This window comes from Cyclobacteriaceae bacterium, assembly GCA_013141055.1.
In the GTDB taxonomy this organism is placed as follows: domain Bacteria; phylum Bacteroidota; class Bacteroidia; order Cytophagales; family Cyclobacteriaceae; genus ELB16-189.
Map to the genome: position 1 here is coordinate 969,669 of JABFRS010000002.1, position 16,930 is coordinate 986,598.

Below are 16,930 nucleotides of genomic sequence, written 5' to 3' on the forward strand. Positions count from 1 at the left end.
CTTTATTCGGTTGGTAATCCATAAAGTTTCCTGACAGCGTCCACCTCTTGCTGGTTCTTGGCTCTATTAAGGCTCAGTTGGATATTCTGGTTATTGAATTGCTGGAGATCGTCGTAGTTCTTTTCAATACCCTCGCTGGCCTTGTTGATGATCTCCAGTCGTTTGGCATCAGACATTTGTGTCTTGTAGGAATTAATTACCAGCAGTATCTGATCGAGGTTATAAAGGCTATCGTTCAGGATGCCGGTGTAGACTACATAGATGTAATCAATCTCGGACCGCGTAAAATGCTTGTCCTGACTTACCATCTGCCAGGTGAACTTATACTGCGCAACAAGTTGCTTCTGACGCTGAATAGCAAGGGCTATCCGGTGATAATTGGCCAGGTTGTTCCTTATCTGCCAGAGTTCATCATAATACTTCTTGTAGAGTTGCCTTTGCTTTTCAGTCCATTGAGCGATTTCGTCAAGCTTGAATTGAGATAGCTTGTTCTCCAATACCTTTTGAGCATTTTGAAGCCAGATCGTCTTGTTCTGGATTCGCTGGATCATGAGGTCAACGGCCTTGATAACTTTGATCACGGCTTGCCTGATTATTTCGAGGATTGCAATTGCCTTTGCTTCACGCACAGGTGTTGCCACAAGTGTTATCGTTCCCAAAAGCGTGATAAAAAGTGATTTCCTGAATCGATTCATAAGTGTGCTTTTAAGATTTACCTGACCGTATATCGTTCGCCAACTCAGCAATGCCTTTGCGGATATCTCCTCCCCATTTTTTAGAATAGGCCTGAACTTTAATCTTTTCGGATTCCTCTGTTGTATAAGCCAGATACTCCTCCAAGGAAACTTCAGTGGCATAAACTTTCGATAGCATCCCGCCAAGGCTGATAAACACCTCTTTGTACTTGCGAGAGGGATCATTGCTTTTATTGATGGAGAGTACGAGAGCCTTCTCCTTCTCAGTTAATCCCAAGAGTTCCTGTATCTGGTCGAACTTGTTCTGGTACTTGCTTTGATCCAGAAGGATCTTGCAGTCTGAGTTGTTGATGATTGCCTGCTTGACAACCGGTGAGCTTATAATGTCTTCAACCTCCTGGGTGACAACAATTGCCTCTCCGTAGAATTTTCGAACTGTCTTGAATAGGTACTTGATATATTCCGCCATGCCTTCGCGAGCAATTGCCTTCCATGCCTCTTCGATAAGGATCATCTTGCGAACTCCTTTCAGCTTCCGCATCTTGGAAATGAAGACTTCCATAATAATGATTGTGACAACCGGGAACAGGATCGGGTGATCCTTAATGTTGTCCAGCTCAAAGACGATGAACCTTTCCTTTAATAAATCAAGATTCTCCCTGGCATTCAGCAGGTAATCAAACTCGCCACCTTTATAGTAAGGCCGTAGAACGTATAGGAAATTTTCTACGTCGAAGTCCTTTTCCTTGACTTTATCTTCCTTGAGGGTCGCGACAAAGACATCCCTTAGAAATTCGTAGAATGTGTCAAAGCATGGGAACAGTTTCCTGTTTTCGTTCAGTTGCTTGTAATACATCTGAAGGGAAATGGACAATGCTACGTATTCTGAGCGGTTAAATGTCTCATCATCCTTTTTCCAAAGGGCAAGCAGAAGTGTTTTGATGCTCTCCTTCTTTTCGGTGTCAAGCGTGTCTCCCTGTCCGATATAGAAGGGATTGAATCGAATAGGATTGGCTTCGTCGTAAGTGAAGTAATATCCATTCACCAGGTCACACAACCCCTTGTAAGAATGACCAACGTCCACAAGTACGATGTGGGTACCCTGCTCATAATATGAGCGGACCATGTGGTTGGTGAAGAATGATTTTCCGCTTCCGGAAGGGCCAAGTATGAACTTATTCCGGTTGGTACATATTCCCTTCTTTACCGGTTCGTCAGAAATATCAACGTGAATAGGTTTGCCAGTTAACCTGTCGCCAAGGCGGATGCCCACAGGACTAATGGACGATTGATAATTCGTTTCGAGATTGAGAAAGCAAGTCGCCTGTTCGGCGAACGTGTCGAAGGTGTCATTCATAGGAAAGTCTGCCTCGTTTCCCGGAAGACCTGCCCAGAAAATCTGCGGGGCTCCATCGGTTTCCTGGCGGGCTACTGAATCCATTTGTGCTAAAGCCGACGAGACTTGCGTTTTAAGTTCTTTTAGCTCTTGCTTGTTCTCAGTCCAAAGCATAATGTTAAAATGTGCCTTGACGGGAAGCTTTTGAGATGAAATAGCCTCGTTCAGGAAATCATTGGTCGCGTCGCGGCTGATGGAGTTTTCCCTGGAATAGGTGGAAAGAGATTGCAGTCTCAGCCGTTTGCTTTCGAGTTGCTTGACCGTTTTGTGTGAATCTTCAATGAATATGTATTGATTGAAGATGTGATTACACGAAAGCAATTGACCCAGCGGAGACGCAAATCCGACGCTGAACTTTGTCTTGTCGGTGGAGTATTTGTCGTAGTTAATACGTGATCCACATAATGAAGGCAGGTCTTCAACGTCAGCAAGGGAATACAGTTGGCAATGCTGATCTCCAATCCGCAGTTCATCCCGGAAATGAATGTCGCTCACCACTGGTTTGTCTGACTCTGCCAGAAGAAAGCAATACCTCTCCAGGAGTCCGGGGCTTTCTTCCGTCCCTGCAAGTTGATCATCCCTGATACGTTGAAGCTTTATGAACCCACTGTCCTGGAGTATCCTTTCAAACTGACCTGCGTTGTCAAGAAACTCCTGCATCCGTTGTGGATTGAGCGTTTCCTCCGGCACGATGGTCCGGCGAATGAGATTTGAGAACACTGAGCTGGATGGCTTTCTATTGGCCGGTTTCCTTGTAAGGAAGATCTGGCATCGGTGATCCAGGTATGGGCGCTCATTGAAAAATCTCTCGCTTGCCCGCGAGAGAAATGACGTGTCTTTGGATTCAAAATCAGCCTTGTATCCCTTTGAGAAAAACCAATCCTGTTTATGGAAAATAGAATAGGCCGGTAGAACTTTGATGGCCTTGACCAACACTTGGTGGAAGGCTTCGTATTCCTGATCCGACAACGTGAATATCTCCGGGAGAGTCACCTCGTAGGCAAGGGTAATGTCACCCTGCTTTGACAGGATACAGTCGTGCTCGACTTTGTAGATGGGAAATACTTTCGAGAGGGAAATTGGCTGACTCATGGATGATTTGCCTTTGTGAGTTGAGTGAAAATCTTGCGTGTCCTTCCAGTGACGGCGTCCGGGATACTCCGGATGGCCAACTTCTTTAGCAGACCGTATTGCCCGTATTTATCACTCATCCGGTAGACGGTCATGAACAAAATAGTTCCGAGTATCCCGACGAGGGCCAAGCAGAAGAACATATTGACACCGGCGATGTAGAGTATTGCGAACAGGATCAACAATCCTATCAAGCCCACCGCCAAGTATGCGATGTATTGTGCCTTGAGTCCTTTAAACTCGATTGGCTTGTTGATTCCCTTGTTGATCTTATAAATGCTGCTCATGTACGTGAGATTATATTCCTCGTCCGGCCTTTCGTTTCTGTTCGTTTGGGCTCTTCGCATCATTTCTTGAGAATGCCTCGGGTGTGGGATTTTGACTAACCTGATCTGTCTTTTGATTCACATCCCCACGCACTTTGTCTTCATCGTCGGTTTGCCTGATGCCGAAATACTTCTCTCGAAGATTCTTCACTAACTGGTCGGCGATGTATTGCGTGTCGAGTTCTATTGCAGGCGGCATTTTGACGAGCACCAGGTCTTCTCGTTGCGACATTTCTCCCCAACTTCCCTTGAATGCGTTCTTGGTCTTAGGGTCATACATGACCTCGGTATGGTCGCCGCTGTCGTGCACGTCATAAAAGGAGATTGTATTTTTGTCGTTATCGACTTGACGGAACTCAAGTTTCTCCAGATCGACGTGGAAGTCGGTATCATGGATTCTAAGTATCGGGAGTATTCTAGACTCTTCCATAATCGAAAAGTTAGATTCCGAAGAATGAGCGAAGCACGGTAGCAACAATGACAAGAAATACACAGCTTCCGAACCAAGCAGCAGCCACCTTCCCTGTATCCGGATCACCACTATTCCATTTTTGATAAACCTTGACGGCCCCGACAAGACCGAGAATTGCACCGATGGCATACATAAGGCTTGTGCCGGTGGTGAAATAACTTCTCACTCTCATTGTTGCCTCATTGATTCCGGCATTGCCGTCCTGGGCATGAGCTGGCAAGAGAAGAGTCAAGGCGTAGATAACCACCGCCAGTCCAAAAGCCCTGCCTTTTCTGATTGTTAAATGAATCCTCTGTTTCATAGCATTTGTATTTATTTGATTGATTTTAGTTTGTTGTAAAATCTTTGTTGTCATCAAGCCACCATGATTTGATCTCATCCTCTTCGAATTGAGTGTTGGGGTTACCGAATAATCCATTTTGAATGTAGACGTTGATTTCATCCTGAAAACTCGATTCAATGAGTTGTGGGAACTTTGAGAATAGCGGTTTGAAAGCAAGCATTGCTTCCTCCTTGTCGTAGGGAGGGAAGTTTTCGATTATTGAATTTGCCTGTTTGAGAAGTTCGGCGACAGCTTTCGCGAGTGTATCCTCTGGAGCGTCGGCGGTAGAAACCGTAATCGGTTCCTCAGGTTCGTTTTTCTTCACCATCTCTTTAACTTCCACATCCTCTGCATCGACACTTTTTTCATGTGGAACATTTACTGTGGTCATGCATTTGACTTTCCCCATGAGATCGTTGGATTCATTTGAATCACTTTGATCGGTAGCGAGAATCTCGCTGATAGCGTTTGACTTCTTTTGTTTGAAAATAAATTTGATCTCTTCGCTGTAGAGTAACAGCACGGTGATTGCATAATAACTTCCAACGATCAGGCTGATCGTCGTAAAGAACTCCTGCCAGGAAATTGATTGTAACATAGCCTTCGTGTTTGATTACGAAGGCGAAAGTGCGGGCTAACTAAATTGAAAATTCAGAAGTTCGGGCGAAGATGGGGACGATTTATTTAAGTTGGTTTTGGCACAGCTACAATGCATGCTGCTATCAGTTCATCCAACGTGTTTGCATATTTGCAGTTCTCGTATAACTCTATCAATTGCTTTTTGTTAAGACTTACATCGTTATGGGTAAGATCTTGTAAGTTATCAGTCTACGGCTACGATGAGCGGCCTCACGCTTCTCTAGCCTATGCGATACCAGACATTTCCTTCGAAATATTCGGGTTCCAAGTCAATTTCGTACTCCCTCTCGTTTTCAAGAACGCTGAACAAATCAACCCTTGACGCATATTTCAAATAGATGACAAGAGGAAACTGGCTTGAATCAATTAAGGGCCTTCGTGCGTACCGAGTTGAATTGACCTTTAGATGAATGTCAAATACCTCATCATCCAAATTTAGAAATGAAATGAATACTTCCCCACGAAGATCCCTTAGTAGTACATAAGAATCCCGCCTTAACTCTAGAGTAGCAACGACGAAGTCGGACAGGGCTACGACGTCATTGTATCGTTTAATCACTGACGACTTATAAAACAATTCTTTGGCTGCAGTCACGCGCGGCACGGCCTTACGAGTTGATGTAAAGAGCTCATTAACTCGTTCCCGAATGTCTTCTTGTATTAGGCGATTAAAGATTGGTTTAGTTAATATTTCCTGATCCCATCCTATATTAAGGGTGTATCCGATAACCTGATACTTTTCATGATTAAAACGAAAAAGATGTATCGGTTTTCTTTCGATGAGTGCTTGTAAATGTTGTGATGTCAGTTTTCCCTGAAAAATCCCATTGACATATTTCAGAAATTGTTCTTTTTTCGTTATCAAATTCGTGCAAAGAACAAATTCATACGAGCCACTGTCTCGGCAACGAATAAAATAAAGTATCCGCTTCGCTATTCGTTTCCTTTCGAGGTCCTCTAGTTTTGACGGAGATTTACAACAATACTCGAACTCTTCAGATGATGAAGTGAAGACCGCGAACAGAGATTCCTCTTTCGCCGAAATAGCAAAAGCTCTTGCTTTTTCAAGTTGCTCATGCTCCGAAATGGCAAAGCCATTTTCAAAAAAGAAGAGCTCTGAATCTTGAAATATTTTGTTTTCTCTTACTAGAATTTCCATTCATAAATTCACCGAGGAAGTCACAACATCAAAATCCACACCAAGTGCATCGAAGTGCTTTCTGCCACACTTAACTTTATCAGCCTCCGAGTTTCTGAGCTTTTCAAAATCTTTAGTAGCTTTTGTTTCCCTCACCAAATAGATCTTCACGTCTTCTTCCTTAACAATAGCCCAATCAGGATTGTAAAATCCTACTGGCGTTTCTACCTGAAACCATCTAGGCAGCTTAACAAATAGCTTAATGTCATCACGTTTGTCCAAGTCGTCCGCAAATTTCCTTTCCACCTCGCTATCATAAACTACAGCATCATAAATAGAGTTCTTTACTTCCAACCGATTATGTAGATAACTTAAGATTTCAACGTCCTCGAATTGTGTCATGCGCCATTCATCGCCTGCAATCTTATTGTATTGAACGCCATCGATCATTACCTTATGTAGTTCAATCTTGATTATGCCCGAAACTGCGTCCATGAATTTTTGTGGGTTGATGGCAAATTCTTCCAAGCGTCCACTGCCTTTCAGGATTTCGACTATGGTCTTTCTTGTCAACTCCGTCTCACGTTGAATATAGGCGATAATGTCTGGTAAACCACCGAGGTGTGAAAGCTTAAGATAATGTACCCTGGTTTCTTCGGAGGTGATTCCTTTTATGTCAATATCCAATTGTGCTTCTCGATATGAGACACTCATTGCCTCAACCTTTTCCATCCTTCTGATTGACTTGATGCTGTTAGAAACAAGTTCCTCTGTTGAGTATTTGACCTCGTAGGTTGTTTTGTGCTTAATCTTATTCCAAAGGTTTTCAAACTCCGAGTCAAGGAATACTTGTTTGTTAATCTTAAGCCGTTTTGGTTCTTCGTCCCTCTTGATGTGTCTGTTTAGTTGATAGCTTTGTAGCAGGTCAATGATTTGAGGCTCCAATTCCTTCAAATCATCACTTAGACCTAGAGAAAACCCGTCTTGTTGGGGAGTGAAAGTCTTAGTGATCTTCCCACTAGCATCGATAAATCCTTTTGCTGCCAATTCAGTCCATACTTTTTCTGAACCGATCCGCCCCAGACCTATTTCAACGCCAGCTTCAACTTTCTGAATCAGATTTGAGAATCCAATTTTAGGGATTTTACCAAATGTCACGCCGCAATCATCTTCATACTCCGTTTGCAACGCTCGGGCAAAATCCTCGTAACTCTCATTAGCAATTATCAAAAGCTTGTTGATATTGTCATCGAACACTCGTTCTCCATTTTGGTTTACAGGAAGACGCAGACCACGACCTATTTCCTGACGTTTTTTCATTGCAGACCGTGATTCGTTCAATGTACAGATTTGAAAAACATTTGGGTTGTCCCACCCCTCGCGCAATGCCGAATGTGAGAAAATGAATTTTAAAGGCTCTTCATTTGAAAGAAGCTGTTCCTTGTTCTGCATGATCTTGGCGTATGTATCATCGTCATCCTTAGTTGAGCCGCTGGTATCCTTAAAAGCCCCTTTCTTATCTTGACTGAAATAACCATCGTGAATTCTGTCAACGCTGAATTCGTCCAGTTCCTTGTATTGAGGTTGCTTAATTAATTCCTGGTAATGCTTTTCGAATTGTTGCGCAAATTTGCCCTTAACCGGTCGTCCTTCCGCATCGTACTCACGATAGTTGGAAACTCGATCGATAAAAAAAAGAGATAGCACCTTGATGCCCTTGCCCTTTAATTGCAACTCTTTGTCCAAGTGCCTTTTGATAGTGTTTCGAATCTGAACCTCCATGAGGTCATTTCTAACTCCGCCACGTTCCTGGCCAAGCATTAGCCTGCCAAGCGTAAAGTCTATGTATTCGTTGCCGGGTTCCGCACTTATATCTGTTATTTGAAATCCATTTCGATAGTTTTCGCGCTCGTTTGACAATACGTACAGATCTGCATTCTGCTTAACCCAGATCTTCTTTTCTCTTGGGCCTTTCGGGGTATTCTCATGAATTGCGATCCGAGCCTGGATTCCCTTCTTATTGTCGACGGCTAGTAATTTTATATAGGCATCATTCTGTGCATTCACACCCTCAACAGAAGCGACTACAATTTGTTTTACCAAACGAAGTTCGTACGCTTTAATAGGGTCAAGTTTGTGAACAAGGTTGTAAACATTCTTATGAGTAGCTGAGTAACGAAAAATGCAAAGTGGGTTCAGCGACTTAATAGCCTCCTGCGCCTTTGGCGTGCCGTCAACACTTTGAGGCTCATCGATTATTACAAAAGGCCTGGCGGCTTGAACAAATTCAATCGGTTTTCTGCCTGAGAGTTTATCACTTTCTTTGAAAATAACATTACTTTTTTTGCTATCATCATCATCTGAAAAATCCTTACGGAATGCATCAATATTAATTATCATGATTTGCAACTGATTGCTGGTTGCAAACTGCCGCAGCCTATTGGCCTTACGTGAATCATAAACAAAGTACTCAAACTCAATATTATTATAGAGAGCCTTGAAATGGTCTTTGGTAATCTCAATGTTTTTTAACGCACCTTCCCGAATGGCCACACTTGGCACCACTACAATAAATTTCTTGAAACCGTACTTGTGACTTAACTCGAAAATGGTCCGCAGGTAAACATACGTCTTGCCGGTACCGGTCTCCATTTCAACGGAAAAATTCAACGCATTTTCTTTAAACTCGTCTTCATTAGTATGATCAAGGTCGTTCTTTTCTTGAGTCCTTTGAAGGTTCTTTAGTATAGATTCATCGGACAAGAGCAGATTGTTCCCGGTTCCCAATTCCGTTTGAAGTAAACTCTTTTGCCCGAAATTGTCATAGGCTGTTAGCTCGATAGAGAAATCGCCCTGACTTAGGGGTTGTCCATCAAATAAGTCAACAATGCTGCTGATGGCAGTAAGTTGGTAGGGTTGGGAGCTATCAAACTTTAATTTCATACAGTTTGAAACTTGATTACTCCTTTGCTCTTCATTATTTGAACTGCATTTGTTTTCAATTGGTCATTATTTTGAAAACCTTGATCGAGACAGATTACTCGTGACGGCCTCTTTTCCGCAATTCCTTTAATTAGTTCCAGAGTTAATTCCTTTTCTAAGCAAACAAACAGTTCTCCTTCAGCGACACTAAATACAGATTTTCCTGCTATGGCTTCCTTGCTTACTAAAGTCGTCAATTCGAATCCGCTTTTTAGCAGTAGCTCAAATAGGATAGCCTCTTGGCTAGCGTCCCGTGAAATGTGGCTGATATTTAGCTCTAGCTGCTTTATTATAGATTCAGCAGATTTTTCAGTATCTGTTTTCCACAAATTAAAATTTGATTGATTGAGCTTAAACACCTTAAAACCTAAATCTATATCCTTCAAGTCCGTACCAAATAGTGTCTTCTTCGCCTCAGTTTGTTTTTCGTTTTGTTCCTTACGAACATGTGCAATAACACGCCTGATTCTCTCTTTGCTGACATCAGATATTGTCTTGAAGTCCTTATTACTCGATTGACCTGTTTCAATTGGCTCGGGTAATTGAACACAAATAAATCTCCTACGCTGTTGATTTTCGAGATTGAGTTTGATTACCGCGTGTGCGATTGTACTTGATCCAGCGAAAAAATCCAATACGATATCATCTTCCGCACTGCCTTGTTCCACAAGTACCTTTAGCAAAGAGACAGGTTTCGGAAATGAAAATATGTTTTCCCCCAAAATATCTCTCACTTCCCTTGTACCATTGAGAGTATGACCAACTAAATCTTCATCCAATAGGGATGAAAAGTTTGTTTGGGTACTAGATAGTTCGTTCAAAAATATTTTTTCCCTTGGTCTACCGTCAATTTTTTTAGGAAAAATGATCCTCTTATCCTTGATCTTTTGATCCATGGCTTCCTTTGAATACCTCCAGCCCGAAGACTCAGGGCAAGAGTACATAATTCCCGTTTCAGGGTCAGTTAGGTCATAATGTAAGTTAGGGCGTTGAGCTCGCGTTGCCAGTCCCAACATATTGTTGCTCATCCAGGGTCCTCGTGTGTCATTGTCTGGATTTGAGTACTTGTTTTTGTCAATTTCCTTTCCTTTTAGCCTTGAGATGCTTTTACAGTATATCACAATGTACTCATGATCAATTGAAACCCCTGATTGAGCTCTGCTATCTACATTTTGTCTGCTTTTCCAGATTAGAGCAGTAACAAAACACTCTTCCCCAAAAATTTCGTTACAAATCATTCGTAAATTATTGACCTCACCATCATTAATGGAAATGAAAACCAGGCCATCTTCTTTCATTAGGTTCTTTGATAGAAATAAACGGGGATACATCATATTCATCCATTTGCTATGAAAACGCCCGTCTGTTTCAGCATTAGTGTTAAACTTTCTTCCTTCGCCGTCCACCTGTCCGGTGTATTCGAGGTAAGTCTGAAGGTTTTCAGAATAGTTGTCTGGATAAATAAAATCATTTCCAGTATTGTATGGTGGATCAATGTAAATCATCTTGATCTTGCCGAGATAGCTTTTTTGCAAAAGCTTCAATACTTCAAGATTGTCGCCTTCAATGAAAAGGTTTTGAGTAGTATCAAAGTCAATACTCTCTTCACGTGCCGGAGCTAAAGTCGCAATACTAGGCTGTTGGATAGTTTTAAAACAATCCGCTTTACCTGGCCAGTTCATACCAAAGCGTTCCTTTCCTACGTCAACTTGTTCACCAAGAGTAAGGCGTAACCTGTCCCAATCGACCTTGCCTCCTTCTGTGAATACTTCGGGGAATAACTCCTTTAACCTTTGTTGTTGCGCTTCGGGAATGCTCATTGGTGCTAATGTCAATTTCTCTATTTCCATGTGGTCGATAAATTATGGCTCAATTAACGGAAAGAGTCGGACTGAACCACTCTTGGTCTCCCAAAACGAACCGGTTTTGTTTCTGTCAGGCAGGTTGCCGTCAACTGGGCAAATCAGCAATTCTGCCAGCTGAATCGTGGCTTTTGCAAATTCTTCTATATCGCTGTCGCTTACTAGCGCACCATCGTAGGTGAAGTGAGCTCCTACTTGATTGCGAACCGCCTTCAACGTCTTTATATTTTCTATGACTGGTTTCAAGGCTATTTCAGCCGTGTGATTTGTTGTGCTGTACTTCCCATCAGCCAGAGGTTCCATCTGATGCACTTTCAGGATCTTAAGGAGATTGTTCGAAAGTGCGTCCAATAAGTCATTTAATGTGTAGTCCGCACCTGGCTTTCGTTTTAGTCTGCACTGAAAGTTGAACGTCAAAAAATCCAGAATGGCCTCAAGAAATCTACCGGTCGTTCCAGCGAGGTTTTCCCTGTGGAAATTCTCAGGAGTCACTAAATAATGTCGAAGCTCTTCAAGGACTAACTGAGGTTTGGCCTGAGTAATACCTCGCTCTTTTGTCCATCCTCTTAGTTCAACAAATTGAACGTCCGCACTTGGGGCTCTATGATTTCGATATCGTTCTCTCCATGGACGGTAATGAGTAGAAATTATTACATGAGCAAAGTGTTTCGCCTCATCATGAATTAGGTCAATGATTCTATCGAGGTGTTTTTCATCTACGGACATCACAACGTCATCTAAAACAAGAACCAGATCCTTATTACTCTCCTTCTTAGCAAGTGCAATGAAGATGCAAATGCCTAATGTATCTAGATGTGATTCACTGTAGACCGATTGGGGGGTCACATCTGAGACTGAATGAAAGTCAGCTGTCAGACTGAGCGAACTTTGATATGTTCGATTGAGGAAGAGCTTCACATTGCCTAAACCTTCGTTTGGATGTATCTTTCTATACATCGATTCTACCTCACCAGAAATAGACCTTAGCTCACTGTCAATGAATTCCTTTCTCGTCGTTTCCACTATCACCAAAGCAGGCTTCGCTTGATTTACTAGGGTTTCAAGTTGATTACACTTTTTTGTAAGTTGTAGTACGCTATTGTGGTTGGATTTAATTGAATTGCTAAAGTTGAGCGATTTACTAGTGGCATCATTGTCTGTGATCAATTTCTGAATCTCAGCCTTGGCTTGGTCAAATACACCAACGAACGCCTGGTAGTTGTCTCGCGTTGAATTTGCCGACGCGATTGACTTTAACAGATCATTGAAATTGTAAGTTGTCAATTTGGACGCCTCGTCCTTAAATTTTATGACGCCTCTATTGAAAGGTTCAATTTGACCCTCAAGTCTCTGATGTAGTTTGTCCTTTTCTGTCTTTGCAGTCTTGAGAGCCTGAGTCAGCTTGTTTAGATCCTCCATCTTGGTTATGTGATCTGAAACATGCTGAAGAAGACTTTGTCGGTCGTTTTCTTTTCCACACACTGGGCATTTTTCGACAGAAGTCTTTCCCTGAAGGAATTTTCTTGTTTCAGTCAACACCGTCAGTAGATCTGCCTCATACTGAGTGTTTTCTTGCTGATACTTCTTCAGATTCTCGTCAGCGGCCTCAAAGGCCTCTTTAGCAGATTTGTACTTCGTATTTTCCTGCTGGATACTCTCGACGATAGTCTGAAATGACTGCCATATATGCAGAACATTCTTGTTCTGTTCGTAGTCCTTCTGAAGTTGTGCATTATCCTTTGCGATTTCCGCAGCGATCCACGTGTCAATGTCACCTAAGGGTTTTCCGCCTTTGTTCCAAATATCCTGCAAGGTCTGATTTGCATCCGACAGGCTCTTGACATTTCGTTCCAAGTCCTCCTCAAGGGTATTTATTAACTTCTTAAGTTCAGACTCAGATTTCTGAATGTTCGAGACATCAATGAAGTAGGACAAGACTTTATACCTCTCCGACGGTGTGTCTTCAATAAACGACGTCACTTGCGCCCTTCTCAGAGCTTTAAGTTTGGGTTGACCCTTATTGGGGTCCTTGGTAAGCTTGTTAGACGAGGAAGATAAGGTCGTTTGAAAGACTTGTGTGTCGGTGGTGAGCTTGATCAGCAAATCTGAGTTCTTTGAACCCAAAGATTTCAAGTACGAAAAATCGATGTTCGACTTATCGTCCAAAGAACCAAATCCATCAGTACACAAGCATACGAGGGCATCGGCAATTGTGGACTTTCCGTTCCCATTCTCTGCGTATAGCAAGGTAATGTTCTTGCCCTGGCTAAATCGAAGGGTGAAGGGCTTAGTAGCACCTCGGAAGTACTCAATATGTAGTTCACTCAGTTTCAATGGTATCGTTGGCCGCTTTCTGTTTTTCCAATTCTCTTATTTTATGTTCTAAAAAAACCTTCCAGTCATTTTCTCGGACTGATCCATTTGATATCTTACTTTCAACAACCGAATCAGATTCACAGACAAGCTTTCGTTCCTTAAGCTTCGTCACTATTTCTGTTGCAACCTTTGCGTTATTGTCCATAAGTCATTAGGTGATGATCCACTTAAAAGTGAAAAGGTGATCCTCCGCCAGTCTTTGATCTAAGCGCTTTTCGATAGCGCTAATTAGCTCATCTTTATTTTTTTCAATCGCCTTGGCCGCACTATCATAGTCGTGCCATGCCTCATCTCTTGTGCTTTCAAGCTTTTTTCTTTCCTTCTCAAGTTTAAGTTTATCGGGCAGATTTGGGGCCAGGCGACCTTGCTTTTTTATCTCCTTGATTTGATCGTCCAATTCTTTCAATGTCACCTTTAATGAATTCCTGCGATCTTCACCCCACTTATCAAGTTTTTCCAATTCCAGATCGAAATAGTTGATGTTTCGTGTTCCAACATCCTCTAAAGCACTTTGTTGCTGCCGCTTTAGTTCAGACTCTAGCTTTGCAAGCACATCTTCGGGAAGAGTTGTTTCTTTGGAATGGCTTTCGACATTAATCGAGAACAACCGAGAACATTGATCTTTATCAAGGAGTAGGCCATCCTGTGTGACACCTGCTAGCAATATAAAGTCTTCTGTTTCAAATGTTGAAACAGACAAAGATTTAGCTATAAGCCACCCAAACTTGCCAATTAAGTCGTCTAGTATGCTAATTTTTTTTCCTGAGTTAGAGTAGCTAAGTTCCAAAACTGCAGGCTCTGGCCTGAAGGTCTTGCATCGTTCTATGATGATTTGAGCTAACGGGTGGTTGATGCGATAGATGTTAGCATCTTCGATGTTCTTTCCGATACGATATGGTCCAGAGTGAATTTGGGTGTCAGGAAAAGGATTTGTCTTGAGAGTGAAAGAGTGCTCATCCTTTGAATAGACGGCATTCTCACCTAGACTATATTTTGTTATACTCCAAAGCCAGCTTTCATACTTCGATAGGTACGCTTTACTTTCTTCCAGGTTAATTCTGAGTTTCTCGTGAACCTCTTCATCGAAATTCTCCAATAATTGCTGCCTCGTACGACTGAACTCATCGGAAATACTTGCCTCCAGATCAGCTTGCAGTTGATTAAAGGCTATTTCGATTTGCCCAGTGGTTCGACATTCTTGATAGATACTTGCAATCCTTTTCTCAAAGTCTACTCCGTTTTCAATACTACCGAGTACTTCATCGCTAGCGCCAAAAACTCCATCAAAGATCTTGAACTTATTTTTCAGGAGTTCATACACCCGTTGATCTGCTGCGTTCGCCTTATTTAAAAAGTTTACAACCACAACGTCGAATTTCTGACCATATCGATGGCACCTGCCGATCCGTTGTTCAATTCTCTGCGGATTCCAAGGTAAATCGTAGTTAATGATCAGTGAGCAGAATTGAAGATTAATACCTTCGGCTGCGGCCTCAGTTGCAATCATGATTGTTGCATCATCACGAAAATAGTCTACCAGGGCTGCACGCATGTCTGCGGACCTAGATCCAGTAATCCTATCTGTATTTTTGTGTTTCTCAGTCCATTGCTGATATATGTCTTTGGATTTAAGGTCGGTATTGGTACCATTGAACAGAACAACTTTTCCTTCGTACCCACGTCCTTCAAGGATTTCTCTCAAGTATTCCTGAGTTCGCTTGCTTTCAGTGAAAATAATTGCCTTCCTCAGGGCACCTAGGCGGTGTAATTCTTTAAATCCATTCTCAAGCGCTGTAAACAGTTTTTCTCCCTTTGAGTTTTTTCGTATTGACTTGGCCAGGCCCTCAAATTCCTTTAGTGACTTGATTTCGGTTTTAATATTTTCGAAATCGAGTCTCGTTAATTCTCCATTGGCGCTTATTTCCTCAGGCTCTTCTTCCCATTCATCTTTTAATTCATCGTATGTTTCAAAATTGTCTTCTAGTTCTGATTCAAGTTTTGAGTTCGAGTTTTCTGCTATAATGCCTTGAAGTTTTGCGGCTAAACCTTCTAGTGTTCCTGATATTGCGTAGGTTGAAGATGCTAATAGTCTTCGGAGTATCAGGGTCATTAATTTCCTTTGACTCGCTGGTAAAGCATACAGATTGTCAGCTTGAAGATATTCCGAGACGAGGTCGTAAAGCCTTTGCTCCTCCTGAGTTGGATAAAACTCTTCAACAAGGGCAATTCGATTTGTGTAGCTAATGTATTCTAAGACTTGCCTTCTCAATGTTCGTTTGCAGACGGGCTTAAGTCGTTCTTTTAATTCGGAAAATAGCTGGTCGTCAGTTCCATTTGCTATTCGACTGTATTGAGACCTAAAACTCTTTTGATCCCCGAAAGTAAAATCGTCGATTATGCTCACGAGGCCGTAAAGCTCCATTAAGCTATTTTGAAGAGGAGTTGCTGTAAGCAATATTTTAGGTATGTCTTCCAGGGATGCTTTGATTGATTTAGCAATCTTATTACTTGGCTTATATACATTTCTTAGCCGATGTGCTTCGTCAATTACGGCCAAGTCCCACTTGACACTCTTTACGTATGACTCTTTTGACCTTGCGAACTGGTATGAACAAAGAACTATTTCGCCTTGAATGAATGGATTCATGTTTCCATTCTTAACCGCATTATTGAAGGATTTTGCCTCCAGAATATGGCATGGAAGGAAGAACTTATCGAACAGTTCTTGAGACCACTGTTTCCTGAGGTTAGCTGGAGTAATGATTAAGATTCTACGTTTTCGTTCAGCCCATTTCTGAGCAATAACTAGTCCGGCCTCGATAGTCTTTCCTAGTCCAACTTCGTCGGCGAGGATAGCTCCTTTAGAGAGGGGAGAATGGAATGCGAACAGTGCGGCATCGACTTGATGTGGATTGAGGTCAACCTGCGCATCAACTAGGGTTGACGCCAGCTTTTCTACGCTGTCGGAAGAGCTACGTTTCGTCAGTTCATAAGCGTAATATTTCGCATGATATGGGGTAATCACCATTAAATCCAACTTTGAATAAGACAATAAGCACTTGTACCGTGATTCTTCTACTTTCTAGATTCTTTATTTAGCGACGCAAAGAACTCCTCGACGGTCATCTTATGGATAGCCAAGAGTTTAACCATGCTTTTAAGGGTCAGGTTGGTTTTCCCTTTCTCAACGCGCCAATATTGCCCTCTAGGGATGTCATGGTCATAAGCAAAATCTTCGTGGCTGGTGTAGCCCTTATCCTTACGGAGTTGTGTGAGCTTTTGACCAATCCTTTCCTGTAACTGTTGTACGGCTTCCTCTTCTTTCACGGAAGCCAAATTCCGCAGTAATTTACATTAATGTTACCACTTATGATAGCACACCTTATATGGTAATAATGTGTTGATTATCTTTGAATTGCCGACCTCCCAGGTGGGTTAGCCACTTTATTAAATGGTCCACTTCCTTAAACTGTTCGCCAGGAATTGCCTACTATTTCAAGGTAGAGAAGTCTCCTATTGGATACTGGGGGTGATTGGGTGGGTGAGCGTCATTGCTTGCGGCTATACCTTGTTCCTGATCATTTCAATGCA

General features: G+C 42.2%; 13 protein-coding genes. All 13 read right to left on the reverse strand.

All coding sequences use genetic code 11. The annotated features are described in order from the left end of the window. Positions 1 to 2: 2 nt before the first annotated feature. Positions 3 to 695, reverse strand: a complete 693-nt coding sequence (locus HOP08_18860; protein NOT76989.1) for a conjugal transfer protein TraI — start codon at positions 693 to 695, stop codon at positions 3 to 5. A 10-nt stretch (positions 696 to 705) separates the two neighbouring features. Next, the gene (traG, locus tag HOP08_18865) at positions 706 to 3,183 is read right to left on the reverse strand and encodes a TraG family conjugative transposon ATPase (GenBank protein ID NOT76990.1); all 2,478 of its coding nucleotides are present in this window, start codon (positions 3,181 to 3,183) and stop codon (positions 706 to 708) included. Next, positions 3,180 to 3,509, reverse strand: coding sequence for a DUF4133 domain-containing protein (locus tag HOP08_18870; protein ID NOT76991.1), 330 nt, complete (start codon positions 3,507 to 3,509; stop codon positions 3,180 to 3,182). Before HOP08_18870 ends, traG begins: the two co-directional genes overlap by 4 nt. Positions 3,510 to 3,519: 10 nt before the next feature. Then, entirely contained in the window at positions 3,520 to 3,978 is a 459-nt protein-coding gene (locus HOP08_18875) for a hypothetical protein (protein ID NOT76992.1), read from the reverse strand. A 10-nt stretch (positions 3,979 to 3,988) separates the two neighbouring features. Next, entirely contained in the window at positions 3,989 to 4,321 is a 333-nt protein-coding gene (locus tag HOP08_18880; GenBank protein NOT76993.1) for a DUF4134 domain-containing protein, read from the reverse strand. 25 nt (positions 4,322 to 4,346) lie between these two features. Beyond that, the gene (locus tag HOP08_18885; GenBank protein NOT76994.1) at positions 4,347 to 4,940 is read right to left on the reverse strand and encodes a hypothetical protein; all 594 of its coding nucleotides are present in this window, start codon (positions 4,938 to 4,940) and stop codon (positions 4,347 to 4,349) included. Positions 4,941 to 5,201: 261 nt separating this feature from the next. Then, positions 5,202 to 6,140, reverse strand: coding sequence for a hypothetical protein (locus HOP08_18890; GenBank protein ID NOT76995.1), 939 nt, complete (start codon positions 6,138 to 6,140; stop codon positions 5,202 to 5,204). Then, positions 6,141 to 9,062: a DEAD/DEAH box helicase family protein gene (locus tag HOP08_18895; protein NOT76996.1), complete on the reverse strand. Its 2,922-nt coding sequence runs from the start codon at positions 9,060 to 9,062 to the stop codon at positions 6,141 to 6,143. Beyond that, a complete protein-coding gene (locus tag HOP08_18900; protein ID NOT76997.1) occupies positions 9,059 to 10,921 on the reverse strand; it encodes a site-specific DNA-methyltransferase in 1,863 nt (620 codons plus the stop codon). The genes HOP08_18895 and HOP08_18900 overlap by 4 nt, the downstream gene beginning before the upstream one ends. Before the next feature lie 42 nt (positions 10,922 to 10,963). Next, a complete protein-coding gene (locus HOP08_18905) occupies positions 10,964 to 13,210 on the reverse strand; it encodes a hypothetical protein (GenBank protein NOT76998.1) in 2,247 nt (748 codons plus the stop codon). A gap of 73 nt (positions 13,211 to 13,283) precedes the next feature. After that, complete coding sequence (locus HOP08_18910; GenBank protein NOT76999.1) at positions 13,284 to 13,484, reverse strand: hypothetical protein; 201 nt, start codon at positions 13,482 to 13,484, stop codon at positions 13,284 to 13,286. 6 nt (positions 13,485 to 13,490) lie between these two features. Continuing rightward, a complete protein-coding gene (locus tag HOP08_18915; GenBank protein ID NOT77000.1) occupies positions 13,491 to 16,364 on the reverse strand; it encodes a DEAD/DEAH box helicase in 2,874 nt (957 codons plus the stop codon). A gap of 50 nt (positions 16,365 to 16,414) precedes the next feature. Continuing rightward, the gene (locus tag HOP08_18920) at positions 16,415 to 16,666 is read right to left on the reverse strand and encodes a helix-turn-helix transcriptional regulator (protein NOT77001.1); all 252 of its coding nucleotides are present in this window, start codon (positions 16,664 to 16,666) and stop codon (positions 16,415 to 16,417) included. Positions 16,667 to 16,930 lie beyond the last annotated feature (264 nt).